Genomic DNA, 19450 nt, shown 5'->3' with positions numbered 1-19450 from the left:
CTATTTTAATGTTACAAAACGCACCAATTCCATGGCCGATTTAATCCCTAACTTGGTCATAATCCTAGTCTTGTAAGTGCTTACTGTTTTTTGGTTGATATCGAGTTGTAAGGCGATTTCTTTATTCGTTAGACCTTCAACTAACATTTTCGCAACCGTCAACTCTCGCTCAGAAAGCTGAGCAAGCTCTTCTTGTTGCGCCTGTGGGCGCACATTGCTCTGCTGCGCTTGCAGTAAGATCCGGGAGCTGGTTTCCATCAAAGTATTCGCTTTGACGACGATGGCTTTGGGCTCATCCTCTTGAGCTTCAGCGGTTAATCCATCATGCAGCACCAAGAGCGCCCCTCGATAGTAAGGCTCAAGCAACTCGTGAAATGCCGCAGGACTGATTGTCGATAAAAACCGACTTTCGACGACCAGCAGGTTGATCGGTAAATCGCGCAGTTTGTGCAGCGTCTGCTCAATATCTTGCGCCACAAACACCTTGCTGACGTTCTCTTCTTTATTGAGCACTTTTTGTAATGCCGTGGCGCTGAGCATATGGTTATCCACCAGCAAGATTTGCCAGCCATCATCCATGCTTTGACAACCTAAACACTGACGACGATTTTTAGTGTAAAGTTCGCTCAACTGAGCAATCGGCATGGGCTTAGCGGCGTAGTAACCTTGGCAAGTATCTACCCCAAGTTGACGCAAGTATTGCCATGTTTCTTCGTTCTCTACCCCTTCGACGACGCAGTGCAACCCCAAAGATTGAGCCAGCAACAAACACATATTGGTCAATTGTTGGTGTTTGTAGTTGGTTGCCAAGTCATGCACAAAGCTGCGATCAATCTTGAGTTCCGTAAAAGGCAGTTGAGCCAGTTGACCTAATGACGCGTAACCCGTACCAAAATCATCAATCGATAGCCCAACGCCATACATTCGCAGTCGAGCAAGGTTGGCCAATGAGGTCGGGGTTCTGTTGTACACCTCATGCTCCGTCATCTCTAGAGTCAGTTTGCTTGCGGGAAAACCATACCGCTCACAGATGGCGAGAATGGGATCACAGATTGAGTGTTGCAAGTTGCGCTGGCTGATGTTGACGGAAAGCTGCAAGTCAGCACCAATACTGGCCAGTGCAGAGACCGACTTTTCTAATACGGTAAGGAAGAGTTTCTCATGCAAGCCACACTGCTCAATTAAAGGCAGAAACACTGCTGGGCTTAACATGCCATGAGTTGGGTGCTCGTAACGTACTAGCGCTTCAACGCCGACCATCGCCCCACTGCGAAAATCAAACTGTGGTTGATAGTAATTAAAAATATGGTCGTGCAGAAAAGCTTGTTCAATCTCGTCACAGGTTAGCGTGATTGCAGGTTTGTGACTGGTTTCGGGCTCCGTTTGCTTTTGAAACCCCTCGACAACACGCTGTAAATCCTCCACTTCGTAGGGCTTAGGTAGGCGATCAACATAAGCAAATCCAGCCAAACTACACATGTTGTGGGTTAACTCAAGAATCGTATCTTCCACAGCGCTGAGTATCACCACACCTAGCTTAGGTGCCTGTAAACTCAGTTGTGATAACAAACTGATCCCATCCATCTGCGGCATTCGAATATCGCAAAACATCAAATCGATACCCACTTTGTTACACAGTTCTAAGGCAGCAAATCCGTTTTCAGCCAAGATGACGTCATCCAACCCAAGCTGTCTTAGCTTGAGCTTCAGGCTAGTCGCCTGAATTCGATCATCTTCTACTATCATTATTTTCATAACGTTATTCGCTCTGATACTGATGAAGCCACTGTTGTGCCTGCTCGACCACTTCATGCATGGCATTGATCAGTTGCTGCTTATCGGCCACAAGTTGTTGTGGATCGTTTTGTTTCTCAACGGTTTTAGCCAAATCGGCTAACCGCTGTAGTTGAAGGGAGCCGGCTGCCCCTTTGATTCGATGTGCCAGTGCTTTGACATCACAGTCTGGCTGATTGAGTAAAGCGATATCTTGAGCAAGTGACTCAGCCACTACCATTGCCATCTCCTCGCGTTCCTCTTCTTGGTAAGCGTCAAGCCAAGATTGTTCAGGCAGTGCGACCCATTGTGTTGTGAGATAACGACTGAGTACTTTGCGCAAATTGGCTAAGGTATAAGGTTTGTAAATCACCTTATCCATACCCGCTTGCAGAGCTTGTTCCGCTGCTAGGCGCGAATCTTCTGCAGTACAACCCACAACTGCGCCTTTAAATAGGGATATCTCTTGCTTCACTTTTCGCGTTAAAGCAAACCCATCAAGATGTGGCATATGGCAGTCAGTAATCAACAAATCATACTGCTCAGGATGTTGCGAGAGCTTTTCGAAAGCTTGCAATCCATCACTCACCAAGGTGGCACTCAAACCAAGCTCACTGAGCTGTTTTTTGATCAATAAACGGTTAATCGCATCATCATCGGCCACTAATACGTGACCTTGTAGCAAACGAGAATGGGCAGGCTCAGTTTGAGCCTGAGTCAGATTGGAGACCTCTCTGAGCCTATTGAGCAGCAAATCTGGATAAATATTGTGGCCACTCTGCTCGACCCACTCTTCATTCTCTTCCACTCGCATTCCCAGCGCTTTTGCCCACAGCATATAAGGGGAGCGATAAGACATAGCAACGACTTGCCCACGAAACTCATCACAAGTTTGCGTCACAAGAGGCAAGTTCACTTGGATTTGCGTCCCTTGCTCAAACTCACTCTTCACCTCAATCTTGCCATTCATCAGTTCAATCAGGTTGGCGACAATCGACATACCTAAGCCTGTTCCACCAAAGCGACGAGTGATTGTGCTGTCAGCTTGTGCAAAAGGAACAAACAGCGACTCGATTTGCGTTTGAGTCATACCGCAACCGGTATCTTCGACCACGATAGTTAACATCTCAGGTGCAACGTCGATTTTAAAAACCACTCGTCCTTGGTCAGTAAATTTGATCGCATTAGAAAGAAGATTGGTCACGATCTGGTTAAAACGCAAGGCATCGAAGTTCGCAAGCAGTAACGAATTCGGCGACCAAATCACATCAAACTCAATCTCTTTGAGCTGGGCACTGGCTTCAAATCCACGCAATAACGGCCCAAGTTCATCGGTTAAATTGTACAGCCCAATATCCAGCTGTAACTGCTGCGCCTCTATCTTTGAGAAATCCAAAATATCGTTAACGTGTAATTTCAAACGCTCTGCCGAGCTTATCGCATTGGTCAATAGCAGTTGGCTTTCGCTGTTTTTTAAACGTGAAGCCAAAATCTCCATCAGTCCCAGCATCGCCGCAATCGGTGTACGTAACTCATGACTGACGACTGCCAAGAAATGATTTCGCGCTTCTACCGCCTGTAACGCTTGCTCATTAGATTGACGCAAAGCCTGCTCAGTTTCTTTTAATTCCGTAATATCGTTGAACAGCGTTAAATAGTACTTACGTTGATTAATCGGGTGAGAAATGGCACGACGTGTTACATGGAAATAGTGTTCGCCGATAGAGCAATTAGATTTGGGAGCTTGAATAATGATCGAGAATTCCGCTTCATGTTGGTCTGGAAGCGCAAGAAATGAACACTCAGGCTGCGGTTGAACACACCCTTTTTCACAGCAGGTGTGATAAATTTTCCGATAAGCCGCATTGGTTAACACAACCTCATCTTTTTCATCCGAAATAAATATCATGCTCGGAATGGCGTCCAGTAATTCCGTCAACCAACGTAGCTGCTCAGTAGATAACTTAGCAACTTGTTCGGAGCTGCGTAATTTACCGCGTAAACGACTCAGCGATAAGGTGAGAATAAGTCCAATACTTAATAAACCACACAATATGATTAAGGCATATATCAGGACTTTCTGTTTGTCATAGCCAAAATAAACTGTGACTCGGTCATAGGCACCTTTGATTTCATCAATCTCTTGTTGGCTGAAGGTGGCTAACACCTTTTGCAGCATGTTTTGTAAACCTCGGGCATCTTTACGTACAAGCATCGTCATATCGGCTCGAAGATCTTGCCCCTCAGTCAATGGGGAGAGTTTGAAAGCGTCTTGATGACCATCCAACAACATCTGATTAATCAGTACTTTATTAAGAAGCCCATGCGTAATATCCCCCTTCTCTAACGCTTGCTCAAGGTCATACATGCTGCGGTATACTTTCACATCAGATAAATTCTTTTGTACCGCAATATAAGCGTTAAACTTGCCTGTGCGATCAAGAATGCCAGTAATTGGGGTGGTATAAGGCCGAGTTGTTTCTATATAGCCAAATTGGATATCCGTGTATCTGCCTGTATGGATGAAATATCGGTCATCGACATAAGTCATATTAAAGCTAGGGATAAGATCCACTTTGCCATGACGCAGCATATCTTCTACATCTCGGCCGTAGGCAGGAACAAACTCGAATTTAAGAATACTCTTAGTACTGATTCTCTCTAATAAATCATGTACATAACCTTTGTATTTTTTCTCTTTTTCATCCCAATATGACATCGGAAATAAGTCGTCTTGAATTGTATAGCGAACGACTGGATTAACATTTTCATTTCGTAAAATATTTAAATTCGCTTGATCATTTAGGAAGTAAACATCTGCCGAATTTAATTTATTCTCCGTCAGTCCCTGTTTGTCAGCGTCAATAACTTTATTGATTGCTGACAATAACAGAGGCTCATTGTTATTGATCAATATACGGTTTGTTTGTACGCCCAAGTCTGGATCAAAAATCACTTTACCCAATGCTAAACGCTTTTGGCTTAAGTAGTGATTTAAGGAAACATAATTTGTCACCGTCGCATCCGCAATCCCTTGACGAATCATTTCCACAGAGCTGCTGTAGTTACGAGCCATAATAATATTGGGATAACCACGATCTTTGAGAATTTCACAATAGGATGTGCCTTGAATACAGACCCATTTTAAACTGGCAAAGGGTTTTTCTTCCATGGCTTTATCGCGTAACCAAATAACGCGTACATTCTCATATAAAGGCTTAGAAAATAGGAACTTTCCTTCACGCGCAAGGGTTTGCCCAAACCCTATCGCCATATCCGCTTTACCCGTGCTGACGGCGTTAAGTAAGGCTTCAATGGTATCAAAGCCTTTGTACTCAATGTTGATCCCGAGCTCTTTGGCTATCCCTGAGGCAAAATCATGCTCAATACCTATCGGCTCCTGACCTGTCCCACCCCAGTAAGGCATCCAGATTTCTTTTAATACTGCAATGGTGACTGTAGATTTTTGCTCTACATACGCTTGCTCATTCGGATCCAAATAATCCGCAGCACGCACAAATAATGCAAAAACACTTAACAGTAATGTAAAGAAATATCGTTTCAATCGTCACAGACCCATAGCAGAGATCACACTTATAGATAAATAATAATGTAATAAAGATAAAATAGGCAACGTTATTAATAGCTTTAGCGTAAATAAATCCTCCTATTCTGTTGTTGTGATCTTTTTGAGAGAAAATTCCTACAGAAGAAAATTAGTGAGATGAATATTATTTTATTCAGCACCAAGCAATATCATGCAAATGCATAGTTCTGACCAAAACTTTACGTAACTATTACATTTTTCACCACATTTCGGCTTGCACTGGCAAATCTATCGCACCTATAATCCCCGCCGCTCAAGCTGTTGAGCATTAAAATCCTTTTGATGAGGAAGTCATGGCCTTCAAGCCTATTTTTTGTCAAAGGGAAATATACTGTGTAATTACAGCATCTCGTTAGGCGAGGCTCCTGTACAAACATAGGCCACTGATCTCACGACATCCAGAGATGCCCAAGATCAGGACAGTTTTCATCGGATTAAGGTGTTAACCCAAGTGGCTTTCGCGTGAGCGAATACGTTGTGCAGTGCTGAAGCTGGGACTCGGGGATGAAGCCTTTTTCATACCATTTCCTTTTCGCTCGTCCAATTACTGCTGTTTTCTTGCATCAAAGTTCAAACAATTCAGGTCTGTCCTGAGTCACATGAGGTATGTGTGATGAATGTAATGAAAACAAACCACTCTGTTGTTGCGGCAGCACAACTGAAACAACTCAATGAATTTGCTCGCAAACTCGCGCACTCTTCACGTCGCGATAAGTGGGTGGAAAAACTGTTCAAACTCACCGAACCAGAAATTCATTTTGTTTTACAACAGCTCACTGGTGAACAACTGGCTGAACTGATCCTGTTGCTATCTCCTCCCCGTGCAGGTCATTTATTGTGTGTTATGGATAGCAATGCCCTCAATCTTGGCTTGGCTTACGCCAATCCTCGCGTTGTCGAAAAAGCCTTACGTAGCTTAAATGAAGATGAGCTGCATGGCGTTTTCAACATGATGAATCCGATCAATGCGGAGCGTTATCGGGAACGCCTGCGTTGGGGAGAAGAGAGCGTTGCAGCGCATATGCACACGCAACGTTTACCGCTTCTCGACTCACAAACTGTGGTCGAAGCCAAAGAGGTTCTGTACGAATCTTGGGGAGATCCGCAAGCTCGTCATCGTTTGTATGTCACCAACCAACATGGTTTGTTACTCGGTGCCATCAATCCTAAAGCGCTGCTGATGGCGCATTCCGATCAGGCGTTGAGTGACCTTATTGAGCCACAATGTCTGACTCTCGATGCCGATCTTGACCAAGAACAAGCGGCGCGTCTGCTGCTTGAGCATAACTTATCGGTGCTGCCCGTCGTACATCAGCAGCAGTTAGTCGGTTTTTTCCATCTGGAAGAAGCGGTCAGTATCTTAGAAAAAGAAACCACGGAAGATGCTGAAATGCAAGGTGGCTCCATGCCACTTGATGCGAGCTATCTACAAACGTCACCTTGGCAATTGTGGAAAAAACGCATTGTCTGGCTTTTGGTGCTGTTTGTGGCGGAAGCCTACACGGGCACGGTTTTACGCTCTTTTGAGGAGCAGTTGGAAGCGGCGATCGCCCTCGCCTTCTTTATTCCGCTACTCATCGGTACTGGTGGTAATAGTGGTACGCAAATTACCACCACCATAGTGCGCGCCATGGCTGTCGGTGAAGTGAGTTTACGCAATCTTGGCACCGTACTTCGCAAAGAATTGTCAACCAGCACACTGGTTGCGCTGGCGATGGCAATGGCTGCGTGGATCCGTGCTTGGACGCTGGGTGTCGGCCCTGAAATCGGTTTGGTGGTGATGCTAACGATTCTGGCGATAGTGCTATGGAGCGCGCTGGTATCATCGGTCATTCCTATGGTACTGCGCCGTATGAATGTCGACCCAGCGGTAGTCTCCGCACCGCTCATCGCGACCTTAGTCGATGGTACTGGGCTTATCATCTACTTTGAAATCGCCAAACTGATCTTACCTGAATTGGCTTAACCCGCATTGGATTGAATGTATAACGAACACCGCCAGCGTCATGCTGGCGGTGTTATATGAGGCCTTTTGCTTTGCTCCGTAGTTATCGCAAACGCAGCAAGCTGACTCGATACAACAGCAAAGAGGCTAACAGAAATCCACAGCCCAACATTTTGTTAAATGGCATGGTTTCTTGGTAAATCACCACGCTTAACACTAACGTCCACACCGGCTCCAACAGCATCAGTAGCGCCGCATTCGTCGGATTGGCACTCTTTTGTCCCATGGTTTGCATTAAATAACGCAAGCTAGTGGCCAGTAACACACTCAATGCAAACCACTTCCAGGTCACTAGACTGATGGTCGCAGGCCAACTTTCAGTTAACCAAGATAACGTGATACCCAAACAGCCTGCAGTAAACAATTGTAAGGTCGTCAATAACATAGGCGGAAGCTGGCTTGAGAAACGGCTATTGAAGTTAAAATGCAGCGCCAAACAACATGAGGCCGCTAAAAACCACAACTGATTCGCGGCAAATTGCCAAGTGCCATTCCATGCCAACAAGAATAGTCCCACGACCGCCACGGGCAGTGAAAGCCAAAAGGCACGAATCGGTCGCTGTCCGAAAATCGGCCATGCCAATAGCGGTACAAACAACATAGAGAGGCTCATGATAAACGCGCCCTCACCCAAGGTATCACTGATTGAAATGGCATGGATCCAACAAAAAAGTGACGCGGCGAGTAAAACCCCGACCCCCATCGATTGTAAACACGCTTGCCGTGAGGCTTGTTTCAACGCATTCAAGCAAAATGGCAACAAACAAAGCGAGGCCGCGATAAAGCGTAAGCCAATAAAGCCAAACGGGGGCAATTCTTGAATCGCTTGCTTCGAGAAAACCCAGCCTCCCGCAGCTAATAGGGTGGTCACAACAAGCAGCAATTCAGCAGGAAAACGAGTACGCATGTTTCATAAGATTGATAAGAAGAGTTATGACAGCGATTGTGCGCGAAAAGCGTGCCGCATACCAGTGTCGATTCCAGTTTAAGCACCTTCTCACCTATCATTGAGCAAAAATAAAGCAAACAATCAAATTTACTAAAAAACATAAAATTTTAGTATTTAGTTTCAAACAAAAACTACAAACTTAGATTAATAACCTGAGTTTTTCAATTTTTCATAGTTTGCAAACTAAGCACATACGGAAAATTTCAGTGATTATGACCAGTGTCGCAAAATGATCATAACCACTAATAGGAGTAGGATTCGCCACATTATTATTTTTAGAGAAGTGAGATTTCAGTGAAAGACTCTCAGGAAGTAACCCATTTTAGTGCTGCCCGTTCCTCAAAATGGACTCAACATGATACCTATTGGTTACTGAGCTTATTCGGTACAGCAGTAGGTGCAGGGATTTTATTTTTACCGATCAATATTGGTTTAGGCGGATTCTGGCCGCTGGTGCTGATGGCAGTATTAGCCTTTCCTATGACCTATCTTTCGCATCGTGGACTGGCGCGTTTTGTACTTTCATCACGTCGTCCAAATGCCGATTTTACTGATGTGGTCGAAGAACATTTTGGCCAAAATGCTGGCCGATTGATTTCCCTACTCTATTTTTTATCGATTTTTCCTATTCTGCTTATCTACGGTGTTGGCCTTACCAACACAGTCGATAGTTTCTTGGTTAACCAAGCGGACATGGTATCGCCGCCACGCGCACTACTTTCTGGTGCTTTAGTGTTTGGGCTTATCGCTATCATGCTCAGTGGCGAGAAAATCATGCTGCGCGCTTTTGCCATCATGGTTTATCCGCTGGCGGCGATCCTTGCCCTACTCTCGCTGTATTTGCTCCCTTACTGGTCAATGCCTTCGTTTGATTTTCCGCAAACCAGCGATTTCCTGCACACTGTATGGCTGGCCGTACCGGTAGTGGTGTTCTCATTCAGCCATGCTGCGGCCATTTCAAGTTTTGCCAATATCCAGCGTCGTCATTATGGTGAACAAGCTGATCAAAAGTCTGAGCAGATTCTGCGCCACACTAGCGTGATCTTAATTTTGTTTGTGTTGCTGTTTGTCTTCTCTTGTGTACTTGCCCTTTCGCCACAAGCACTGCAAGAAGCCAAAGCGCAAAACGTTTCGGTGCTGACTTATCTGGCCAATGTCACTGACAACCCATTCATCGCGACGCTCGGGCCACTGGTCGCCTTCATCGCCATCACCTCTTCCTTCCTCGGCCACTTCTTAGGGGCGCGTGAAAGTTTATCTGGCCTACTGACCAAAAACTTAGGGGTATCACTAGGTTTGGCGGAACGTCTCACCATCGGCTTTTTATTTGTCACCATCTGGATCGCTGCAATCCTCAATCCAAGCATTTTGGGCATGATGGAGGCGCTTTCGGGCCCAGTCATCGCAATGATTTTGTTCATCATGCCGATGATTGCCGTCTTCAAAGTGCCCGCCCTGCGTGAACATCAAAAACGTTTCAGCACTTTCTTCGTGTTACTGGTTGGATTGCTCGCCGTTTCGGCTTTGCTCTACAGTTTACTTCGCTAAATTTCCTGCGCGATTGGCTCCCAGCTGGGAGCCAAATTCCACACTGCCTCATTTCTGATGAATAAATCCAGTTCAACCTGTCACAGAGTTGGCCAATAATCAGTGCAACAATCCTTTATCACAACATACACTTAGATGTAGGTTATTGAGCACAATGGCGGTGGACACATGATTCAATCTCTCTCAATAGCAAGCCTACTGGCGTTGCTGCTCAGTGCTTGTAGTGCAGAAAACCCACCTCAAGCATTAGGAACCCTAGAGCGCGATCGCATCACTTTCAGCGCAACCAGTAACGAAATCATTCGTGAACTCCCCATCGCAGAAGGCGAGCACGTTAAAGTCGGTGATGTACTGGTCAAGCTCGATAGCCAGATCCAAACGACCCTATTGACTCAAGCATTGGCACAACAAGCCAAAGCTCAGGCCTCATTGACTAAACTGACGAACGGCGAGCGACCCGAAGATATCGCCGTTGCCCAAGCTCGCGTCGCGAAAGCACGGGCGCAACACAAAGAAGCTGAATTGACACTAAACCGTAAAGCAGAGTTGGTGGCAAAACGGTTGATCAGTCAATCGGAAGTGGATGCTGCACGCTCAGCGCGTGATTCTGCGCAAGCAGAGTTGGCGTCGGCACATGAAGAATTCACTAAATTGACCGCTGGAGCTCGAATCGAAGACATAGAACAAGCCAAAGCCGAACTGGCCGTAGCCCAAGCCAATGTCACCTTGCAACAACAAAAACTCGATGAACTGACTATCCTTGCCACCCGCGATGGCATTCTCGATAGTCTCCCTTACCATCTTGGTGAACGCGTAGCGAACAATGCTGTGGTCGCGATTGTGCAAGCCGACCGCTTACCGTACGCACGGGTTTATGTGCCCGCAACTCACCGCGCAGCGTTTGTGGTTGGCCAAACGGTGACCGTGCATGTGGACGGCATCAAAGATCAATATCAAGGCAAAATTCGCTGGGTCGCGAATGAGCCTTCTTTTACTCCTTACTATGCGTTAACAGAAAAAGAGCGCTCACGTTTGATGTATTTGGCCGAAGTGGATCTGCCTGAGAGTGCGATGGATCTGCCATCGGGTTTGCCCGCCCAAGTCGATTTGCCGTAAGGAGCCGCAATGAGCGATTACGCCATCCATGCCGAAAATGTCGTCAAACAATTTGGGCACTTTACCGCTATAGAAAACATTAACTTAAAAGTAGAACGCGGCAGCATCTATGGCTTTTTAGGGCCGAATGGCTGCGGTAAATCGACCACGATTCGCGTGTTAACTGGTTTGCTGCAGCCTACCGCTGGGCAGATCAAGGTACTTGGGCTCTCGATTCCCAAGCAATCCGAACTGCTGCGTTTGAAAATTGGCTATATGACGCAGAAATTCTCATTGTATGACGACCTTACGGTGCAAGAAAATTTGCAGTTTATTGGCCAGATTTTCGGTATGAATCGCAGTACATTACAACAGCGCACCCAAGCGCAACTCAAAACTTATGGTTTAGATGAACGACGTAAGCAGCGTGTTTCAGGCATGAGTGGTGGACAAAAACAGCGTTTGGCATTAGCCGCTGCAACGATGCATAACCCTGAGTTACTGTTTCTTGATGAGCCCACGTCTGCGGTTGATCCTGAGAACCGCCGTGAGTTTTGGGAGCAATTGTTTGACCTTTCCGCGCAAGGCACCACGATTCTGGTTACCACGCACTATATGGATGAAGCTGAGCGCTGCCACCGTTTGGCCATTATGGAAGCGGGGGAAATTCGCGCTGACGATGAGCCTGAAAAATTGATGCAGCAGATGGGGGTAAATGTGGTGGAAATAAAAGCTCCGGCGCTGCGGAGTCTAAAAGAGAAGTTGCTCAATTTTTCGCAAGTTCGCTCAGCTGCACAGCTCGGCATTCGCTTACGCGTACTAGTCCATCGTGACGTTATTGACCCTATCCTATGGCTTCGCCATACCTTTCCTCAATTGGCCGCCGCAGAATTAACCCTTGCCCGGCCGAGCTTGGAAGATGTCTTTGTTACCGTCACAGGTAAGGGGCGACAATGAACAGCCTGTTTCGCATTAAAGCGGTCTTGGTGAAGGAGTTTCGTCAGTTATCACGCGATCGCATTACTTTTGGCATGGTTGTGATGATCCCACTCATTCAACTCTTACTATTTGGTTTTGCGATTAATACCGATGTGCGCAATATACCGATTGGCGTGGTGGATCAAAGCGACTCCTCATTCAGTCGGTTACTTGTGGAATCCGTCAAAGTCACTCAAGTGATCCGCGTCAAGCAGCACTATCTCACGGTTAATGAGGCGGAAAAAGCGATTGCCAGTGGTGATATTCGCGCAGCGCTGATCTTGCCGAGCGATCTGGTCGCACGCAGCCAACAACAACGTGAATTAGGGCAATGGTTGATTGATGGTTCAGATACCATGATCGCAGGCGCGCTGTTAGGGCTAAAAAATATGCCGCTTACCGATCTTCCAACCCTCGGCATCCAACCTTTAACGCCCACTTTTGAAATCACTTTACTTTACAACCCCAGCCGCCGTTCTGCGGTGAATATCGTTCCCGGATTACTCGGGGTTATCTTAACCATGACCATGATCTTGTTTACCAGTGCAGCAATTGTGCGTGAGCGCGAACGAGGCAATTTGGAGCTTTTGATCACCACTCCTGTCCATTCCATTGAGTTGATGATAGGAAAAATCGTCCCGTACATTTTTGTTGGTTTGATCCAAGTGGCGATTATTCTTGGTTTAGGGCATTTTATTTTTGCCGTTCCGATTAATGGCGCGTTAAGCCAAATTCTCTTCGGCACTTTACTCTTCATTTCTGCCAGTTTGACCTTGGGTTTAGTCATTTCCACCATCGCCAACACCCAGCTCCAAGCCATGCAGATGACAGTATTTATTCTACTTCCTTCCATTCTCCTCTCCGGATTCATGTTTCCGTATGAAGGAATGCCTACCGCAGCACAATGGCTCTCTGAACTGCTCCCCGCGACTCACTTTATGCGTTTGATCCGTGGCATTGTATTACGTGGGGCAGATTTAGCTGACTTGTGGCGCGATACGCTCTGGCTCGCGCTCTTTACTCTCTTTGGATTGATGCTGGCTGCGCTGCGCTTTAAAAAATCGCTCGATTAGCCCTCTATTGGGGCAAACAGAGTGATAGCACCGAAAAATATGAACGAGATAGCGAAATAGAGCGCAAGAATAGCATTAGAAAATGTACGGCAAATGACCATTGACGATAGTGTGACTGAGTTCTAACTTTTAAACTCAGTCGCTCAACAATTGGAGGTTTGCCAATGAAACGCAATAGCAAGAGTTATCGTCTAAAGCTGATAAGAGAGGTCGCCACTCGTAAGCAACAAGTAGAAAGCTGCAGCGATCCCATGGCTCGCTACATTTATGAAATGATGACCCAAGTAAAAGATCCGAGTGCTAATGAACCGCGTAAATTTGCGGGCAACCATTTCGATGATCAAGTAGGAGGTTGGGTCAGTGATTTGTGGTCTGAATAGACAGGTCAAAACAGAGTCTGCTGAGCGTCAGTCGGCGGTACTGTACTCTCGCTCAGATTTTCCGTTTTGCTCTGACCACGCGCCTCCAGCTGTTTACGGCGATAACGTTGCCGACAGAGTTTAATCACATGTAATTGCTGCGCAGGAGTCATGCTCAGCCACTCAAAACGCTCCTCACGCTTACGTAAACAACCTTTGCAATAGCCTTTCTCATCGACACTGCATACCCCAATGCAAGGGCTGACAATATTGAAAAACTCCAATTGCTCCATAGGTGAATCACATCCTTTTCTACTGGCTTCGTAGTGGCTTATAAAGCGACTAGGTTCAAAGTTTCATATAAACCATGACCTTATGCTGACAAAAACAGTGTTTTATTCACTATACTGTGCGGGTTTCCACATTCGGAGTGAATAATATGAAGCTTAGTTCAAAATCATTACTTGCCGCAATCACCCTTCCTGTATTGATGACCGCTTGTGCAAGCAATGGTGATGCCGTGCAGATTACCGCTCAAGATCTTCAACACCATAATTGGCAACTGACTCAAATTGATGGCAAAGATGTGGTGAAAAGCGAACACGAACAAGCACCACGTTTGGAGATCGGTGAACAGATGATGGCCAGCGGGAATGCCGGCTGTAATAACTTCTTTGGTAAGGCTGAACTCAAAGATAACCAATTCCGCATTGAGAAAATGGGCATGACCATGAAAATGTGCATTGGTGATGCCATGGATACGGAGCAAGCCGTGTCACAAACCTTGACCGACTGGAGCCAGATCACCCTGACCAAAGAGACGCTGACGCTGAAGAACGATGTTCACACGCTAACGTTTACCCTGCGTGACTGGGTCAAATAACGCTTTTCCCAGAGCGGTAGCTTAACGTCGGCATAAGATAACGGCAGCGCACATCGCTGCCGTTTTTATTTCACCCTATTTAATCCTGACCTCGCCACACTTAAGGCAAGCAAAACAAGCATTTTGAATTTTTTCCTTCATAATGAAAGACAAGCATCTTTCACCCGGTCTAGAAATACTGTAAAGCCGAAATTTTAAGGACAATTCATGAAAAAAATGCTGACTTTTCTCACGACCTGCGCCCTCTCATTTGGCGTTTCTGCGCAATCATGGGAAGAGACTACCGAGAAAGCCCGCGGACAAACGGTTTATTTCCATGCTTGGGGTGGCAGCCAAGAGATTAATAGCTACTTGCGCTGGTCTGCTGACCTACTCAAATCCCGCTATGGCGTCACCTTGCAGCATGTGAAAGTAACGGATATCGCCGAAACGACTACCCGTTTGATCGCAGAGAAAGCGGCAGGAAAAAATGAGCAAGGCAGTGTCGATTTGGTTTGGATTAACGGTGAAAACTTCAAATCAATGAAAAACAACCAGTTACTCTACGGGCCATTTGTCGAAGATTTACCTAACTGGCCGAAAGTCGACAAAAGCTTACCCGTTGACAGCGATTTTTCCGAGCCAACTGAAGGCTTAGAAGCGCCTTGGGGCGTCGGACAATTGGTGTTTATTCATGATAAGCAGCAAGTGAACAATCCTCCGGCTTCATTTGCCGAGCTGCTCAGCTATGCGCAGGCTTTTCCAAACCGCATTAGCTACCCACAGCCCCCTGAATTTCATGGTACCAGCTTCTTGAAAGCAGCCCTGATCGAACTGACTCACTATGCGCCAGAACTCAATCAAGCCGTAGAGCCTGCCACATTTGAGCAGCTCACCCAACCACTATGGCAATACTTAGATGAATTGCATGCTGTGGCTTGGCGCAAAGGCAAACAGTTTCCCGCTGGCTCTGCCCAGATGATGCAACTGCTGGATGATGGTCAACTAGACCTCGCGATCACCTTTAACCCGAATGCGGTATTTTCAGCGCAAGCTACTGGCAAGCTCGCACCGACAGCGCAAAGCTATGCGATGAAAAAGGGCGCTTTAACCAATATCCACTTCTTAGCAATTCCTTGGAACGCTAACGCAAAAGAAGGGGCGCTGGTGGCGATTAATTTCCTCCTGAGTGACGAAGCACAATCTCGTAAAGGGGATTTGTCTATTTGGGGCGACCCTTCCATATTGAAACCTCAGTTTCTGACAGGCAGTGCCAAAAATACCATCCTATTCCCTGCGATTGCTGAGCCGCACCCAAGTTGGCAAAGCGCGCTCGAAGCAGAATGGCAAAAGCGCTACGGTAATAGCTTAAAGTAACGGTTGTCAGACCATGCTTAGAACTGCCTATTGGGGTTTCATTTTGCTTTGTGTCGCGCCGATCCTACCTGGGTTGGCGGGAGTCTTGATCTCAGCCTCAGGCTATCTGCCCGTACTTGGGCATCACCACGTATCTTGGCAGGGTTTTAGTCAAGTTTGGCAATGGCAAGGCGTTGAATACGCCTTGCTCCTTTCTGTTACTTCGACCCTATTCAGCACTTATCTTGCCCTCTTGATGAGCTTCGCCATTTTGCAGCGATTTTGGTTTCATCCTCGCTGGAAGCGCATAGAAAACAGTTTATCTATCCTGCTTGCCTTACCCCATGTGGCCTTCGCGATCGGTTTTGCTTCTTTGTTTGCCTCGACCGGGTGGTTGGCTCGTCTGCTCTATTATGGCTTCGAACTCCGTGACAACTCGCATGAGGTGACGTGGTTGGTGCACGACCCTTACGCCATCGGCCTTACTATCGCTCTGGCGCTGAAGGAAGTGCCATTTATTCTGTTGATCAGCTTGCCCATTTTACAGCAGTTGAATTTAACCAAGATGAAAATGCTCAGTGCTTCACTGGGTTATTCGGAGCCACAAATGTGGTGGAAGATTGTTTTCCCGCAGTGGCTGCGCAAAATCCGCTTTACTTTGTTTGCCGTCGCCGCATACGCTATTTCCGTGGTCGATTTCAGCTTAGTGTTAGGGCCGACTACTCCCCCAACGTTTTCAGTCCTAGTTTGGCAGTGGTTTAATGAACCCGATTTGAACCTACTCCCCAGAGCCGCCTCTGGTGCGGTAGTGCTATTACTTCTCGCAAGCATCGTGTTAGTGGCGATTGTTGCGCTTGAGTGGTTATTCACTCGCGGCTATCGCGCGTGGCAATCTTCCGGTCGCTCTCACTTTCCTTTGCCTCACAAAAGCATACTCACGCTCTTGTTCACCATTTCAGGAGCCATGATTCCGCTCACATTGATTTGGAGTTTGGCACAGCGCTGGCGCTTCCCAGACCTCTTCCCAACCCAATGGACGGGACAATTTTGGTATGACGAGTGGCCGAATGTCCTGCACAACATGGAAACCAGCGTTTTGCTTGCCCTTGGCTCCGGTAGCTTAGCGTTATTGTTGGGCATCCTTGCCCAAGAGTATCGGCTGCACACTCAACGGGCGATCCCGGTTTACATCATCGCGTTACCTATGTTGCTGCCCCAGCTCTCCTTGTTGTTCGGTATTCAAGTTTTGACTCTGCTGATGGCTTCTCAAGCCTATACTTGGTGGGTGGTATGGGCACACACATTTTTTGCATTTCCCTTAGTTTACTTAGCCTTAAGTGGACCTTGGCAAAGCTACAATTCGAATTTCTCAAAGATTGCGCGCAGTTTAGGTAAAAGCGAATGGCAAATTTTCTGGAAAATCAAATTGCCATTGCTGTTTCCTGCCCTGCTTTATGCGTGGGCCGTCGGGATCAGTGTCAGTTTGGCGCAGTATCTCCCGACCTTGATGCTCGGCGGCGGACGCTTAACCACTATCACAACAGAGGCCGTTGCCCTTTCTAGCGGTTACGATCGTCGAGTGACAGCCATTTACGCCCTCTGCCAAGCACTCCTGCCTTTTGTGTTCTTTTCAATAGCTCTGCTACTCGGACGCATGCAAATTCACCGCTACCGAGCAGCACAATTGACAACGGTATTTCATGATATTTTCTCTCGAAAACCTCGCCATCCATAAACAAGATGGCCGCTGCCTTTTGGCAGAGTTTAATTTGACTATCGCAGAAGGCGAGATTGTGAGCCTAATGGGCCCTAGTGGCTGCGGCAAATCCACCTTATTGAGCGTGATTGCGGGTCATCTCGCCACGGATTTTACGTTTCAAGGTTCGATGAAACTTGGGGATACGCAGCTCAACACCTTACCGGCTCATCAACGCCAAGTAGGCATGCTTTTTCAAGAAGATTGGCTTTTTCCACACCTCAATGTGTGGGAAAACTTAGCGTTTGCGTTGCCGAATTCGATTAAAGGCGAACAACGTAAGAAAAACGCTTATGCCGCTTTAACGAAAATTGCCCTCACTGAGCTGGCTTGCTCGTTTCCCGAGCAGATTTCCGGTGGCCAACGGGCACGGATCAGTTTGATGCGTATGCTGCTCGCCGAGCCTAAATTGGTTCTGCTGGATGAACCCTTCAGTAAATTAGATAAAGCCTTACGCAGCCAATTTCGAGATTGGGTTTTCAATCAGCTGACCAGCGCAGGGATCCCAACACTTATGGTCACTCATGACCATGAGGATGTGCCAGTGGGCAGTCGTGTCATTGAATGGCCCGTCATTGAGCAAGAAACAGAGGTAAACCATGCTTGATCGCTACGCGATAAAAATCATTCGCTGGCCACTTCATCAAGCCGCAGGATTGCTGGATGAAGCGGGCGTCACCGCCAATCAAACCACGGTATTTGGCTTTGTGATTGGGGCATTAGCATTACCTGCGCTTGCGATGCAGCAATACTGGCTCGCCTTGTTATTGATTGTGGTTAATAGGATCTGCGATGGACTGGATGGTGCCCTCGCACGCCGCCAAGGGCTGACAGATGCGGGAGGATTTCTCGATATTAGCCTCGACTTTCTGTTCTACTCTTTAGTGCCGTTTGGCTTTGTCCTTGCAAACCCAGAACATAACTCGGTCGCGGGCGCTTTCTTGATTTTTGCCTTTATCGGGACGGGTAGTAGCTTTCTTGCTTTTGCAGTCATGGCCAGTAAACGTAACATCACCAATCCGGTGTATCAGCACAAATCCTTGTATTACATGAGCGGTCTGACAGAGGGCACAGAAACCATCGCCTGCTTCATCTTGATGTGTTTATTGCCTCACTCTTTTTCAACCCTAGCTTGGCTGTTTGGTGCTGCCTGTTGGTTTACTACGGCAACACGCATCTATTACGGTTTTCAAACCTTGCAACACGTCGAACAAGGGTAAAGTTCGCACCCTCAACGTGAGTTGATCGATACGTTGAGGGCACAATGAGAACGCTCGCCTACTCTTTCACCCCCACTTTCAGCGCTGGCCAAGGTAAATCCCAAGGTGATAGCCAATTTTCAATCCCTTGGCTCACCGCTTCTTCGTGCCATTTCTGACCTAAGTGTGAAAACTGACGCGGATCGCACTGCCATTGGTAAACCTCTCCTTGATAGGTAAAACGCAAGGCAAAAGCGTGCAGATAACCGCGATCGGACTTATCCGCCGTATTGTAAATAGGATCCCCTACAATCGCAGAACCAATCGATTTTAACGCTACGCGAATTTGGTGGGTTTTTCCGGTATGGGGCTTACACAAAAACAAGCGCTCCCCCGGTGCCGCGGTCGCAGAGAAAAATTGCGTGATCGCCGGATTTTCTTGCGAGTTCACCAGCTTCCATGATGAGCGACGTGAGCGCTCCATATCTCCGCAAATCAAACCTTGTTTTTTCTTCGGCTTTTTACTGCCAATCGCCAGATAGAATTTTTCAACCTTGCGCTTAGCAAAGCCTTGCGAAAGTTCACTGGCCGAGGTGGCATTTCTTGCCAACAACAAAATCCCTGACGTCATCTTATCCAACCGATGCACCAAATAGAGCTGGGCATCCCCTGTTTGCGTCGCCACTTCTTGCAGCAACATAGTATCGCCATCATCTTTATGGACCGATACGTTGGGGTGTTTATTGATAAGCAGAAAATCAGGATGGGTAAACAGAATATCAAACATAAATACGCCTCACTTTGCGACGTGATTATACTTAAAACCCTCTCAGCCTAAAGATAAAGCGGCTGAAAAGCCGCTTTACTGTAAAACCTATCTCTCTGATATT

General features: G+C 46.9%; 16 protein-coding genes and 1 riboswitch. Of the genes, 11 read left to right on the top strand and 5 right to left on the bottom strand.

The genetic code is table 11. The features are described 5' to 3' along the window. Both vieA and T411_RS0106735 read right to left on the bottom strand, forming a co-directional pair. The gene (gene vieA / locus T411_RS0106740; RefSeq protein ID WP_002034356.1) at positions 1-1755 is read right to left on the bottom strand and encodes a two-component system response regulator VieA; all 1755 of its coding nucleotides are present in this window, start codon (positions 1753-1755) and stop codon (positions 1-3) included. A gap of 4 nt (positions 1756-1759) precedes the next feature. Continuing rightward, a complete protein-coding gene (locus T411_RS0106735) occupies positions 1760-5200 on the bottom strand; it encodes an ATP-binding protein (protein WP_001889586.1) in 3441 nt (1146 codons plus the stop codon). A 521-nt stretch (positions 5201-5721) separates the two neighbouring features. Beyond that, positions 5722-5891: riboswitch (M-box (ykoK) riboswitch) on the top strand. Between the two features lie 102 nt (positions 5892-5993). On the opposite strand from T411_RS0106735, the gene T411_RS0106730 reads away from it, so the two are divergent. Next, on the top strand, positions 5994-7346 hold the full coding sequence (locus tag T411_RS0106730; RefSeq protein ID WP_001912515.1) for a magnesium transporter: 1353 nt from the start codon (positions 5994-5996) through the stop codon (positions 7344-7346). 82 nt (positions 7347-7428) lie between these two features. Here T411_RS0106730 and T411_RS0106725 read toward each other — a convergent pair whose 3' ends face one another. Beyond that, entirely contained in the window at positions 7429-8292 is an 864-nt protein-coding gene (locus tag T411_RS0106725; RefSeq protein WP_001260369.1) for a DMT family transporter, read from the bottom strand. A 336-nt stretch (positions 8293-8628) separates the two neighbouring features. Between T411_RS0106725 and T411_RS0106720 the strand changes: the two genes are divergently transcribed. From T411_RS0106720 to T411_RS0106700, 5 genes are all read left to right on the top strand, one after another. Beyond that, complete coding sequence (locus tag T411_RS0106720) at positions 8629-9882, top strand: aromatic amino acid transport family protein (RefSeq protein WP_000655352.1); 1254 nt, start codon at positions 8629-8631, stop codon at positions 9880-9882. Between the two features lie 168 nt (positions 9883-10050). Next, positions 10051-10998: an HlyD family secretion protein gene (locus tag T411_RS0106715; RefSeq protein ID WP_000616209.1), complete on the top strand. Its 948-nt coding sequence runs from the start codon at positions 10051-10053 to the stop codon at positions 10996-10998. A gap of 9 nt (positions 10999-11007) precedes the next feature. After that, complete coding sequence (locus tag T411_RS0106710; RefSeq protein ID WP_001286637.1) at positions 11008-11934, top strand: ABC transporter ATP-binding protein; 927 nt, start codon at positions 11008-11010, stop codon at positions 11932-11934. Next, positions 11931-13028, top strand: a complete 1098-nt coding sequence (locus tag T411_RS0106705; protein ID WP_001086615.1) for an ABC transporter permease — start codon at positions 11931-11933, stop codon at positions 13026-13028. Before T411_RS0106710 ends, T411_RS0106705 begins: the two co-directional genes overlap by 4 nt. Positions 13029-13192: 164 nt before the next feature. Then, positions 13193-13408, top strand: a complete 216-nt coding sequence (locus T411_RS0106700) for a hypothetical protein (RefSeq protein ID WP_000828213.1) — start codon at positions 13193-13195, stop codon at positions 13406-13408. 5 nt (positions 13409-13413) lie between these two features. On the opposite strand, the gene T411_RS0106695 is transcribed toward T411_RS0106700, so the two are convergent. Then, entirely contained in the window at positions 13414-13680 is a 267-nt protein-coding gene (locus T411_RS0106695; RefSeq protein ID WP_000436139.1) for a DUF1289 domain-containing protein, read from the bottom strand. A 146-nt stretch (positions 13681-13826) separates the two neighbouring features. On the opposite strand from T411_RS0106695, the gene T411_RS0106690 reads away from it, so the two are divergent. The 5 genes from T411_RS0106690 (at position 13827) to T411_RS0106670 (ending at position 18581) form a co-directional block, all read left to right on the top strand. Beyond that, complete coding sequence (locus T411_RS0106690; protein WP_000778133.1) at positions 13827-14270, top strand: META domain-containing protein; 444 nt, start codon at positions 13827-13829, stop codon at positions 14268-14270. 207 nt (positions 14271-14477) lie between these two features. Continuing rightward, on the top strand, positions 14478-15626 hold the full coding sequence (locus T411_RS0106685; RefSeq protein ID WP_000738534.1) for an ABC transporter substrate-binding protein: 1149 nt from the start codon (positions 14478-14480) through the stop codon (positions 15624-15626). A gap of 13 nt (positions 15627-15639) precedes the next feature. Continuing rightward, entirely contained in the window at positions 15640-17340 is a 1701-nt protein-coding gene (locus tag T411_RS0106680) for an ABC transporter permease (RefSeq protein WP_000946515.1), read from the top strand. Beyond that, entirely contained in the window at positions 17306-17968 is a 663-nt protein-coding gene (locus tag T411_RS0106675; RefSeq protein WP_000577782.1) for an ATP-binding cassette domain-containing protein, read from the top strand. The genes T411_RS0106680 and T411_RS0106675 overlap by 35 nt, the downstream gene beginning before the upstream one ends. Continuing rightward, positions 17961-18581, top strand: coding sequence for a CDP-alcohol phosphatidyltransferase family protein (locus T411_RS0106670; protein ID WP_000887116.1), 621 nt, complete (start codon positions 17961-17963; stop codon positions 18579-18581). Before T411_RS0106675 ends, T411_RS0106670 begins: the two co-directional genes overlap by 8 nt. A 58-nt stretch (positions 18582-18639) precedes the next feature. Here the strand turns inward: T411_RS0106670 and T411_RS0106665 are convergent, their stop codons facing one another. Beyond that, positions 18640-19347: a TIGR01621 family pseudouridine synthase gene (locus tag T411_RS0106665; protein WP_000459673.1), complete on the bottom strand. Its 708-nt coding sequence runs from the start codon at positions 19345-19347 to the stop codon at positions 18640-18642. Positions 19348-19450: the final 103 nt, after the last annotated feature.

The sequence above is a fragment of the Vibrio cholerae ATCC 14035 genome (assembly GCF_000621645.1).
In the GTDB taxonomy this organism is placed as follows: Bacteria; Pseudomonadota; Gammaproteobacteria; order Enterobacterales; family Vibrionaceae; genus Vibrio; species Vibrio cholerae.
This window is presented reverse-complemented; position numbering and strand designations above follow the sequence as displayed.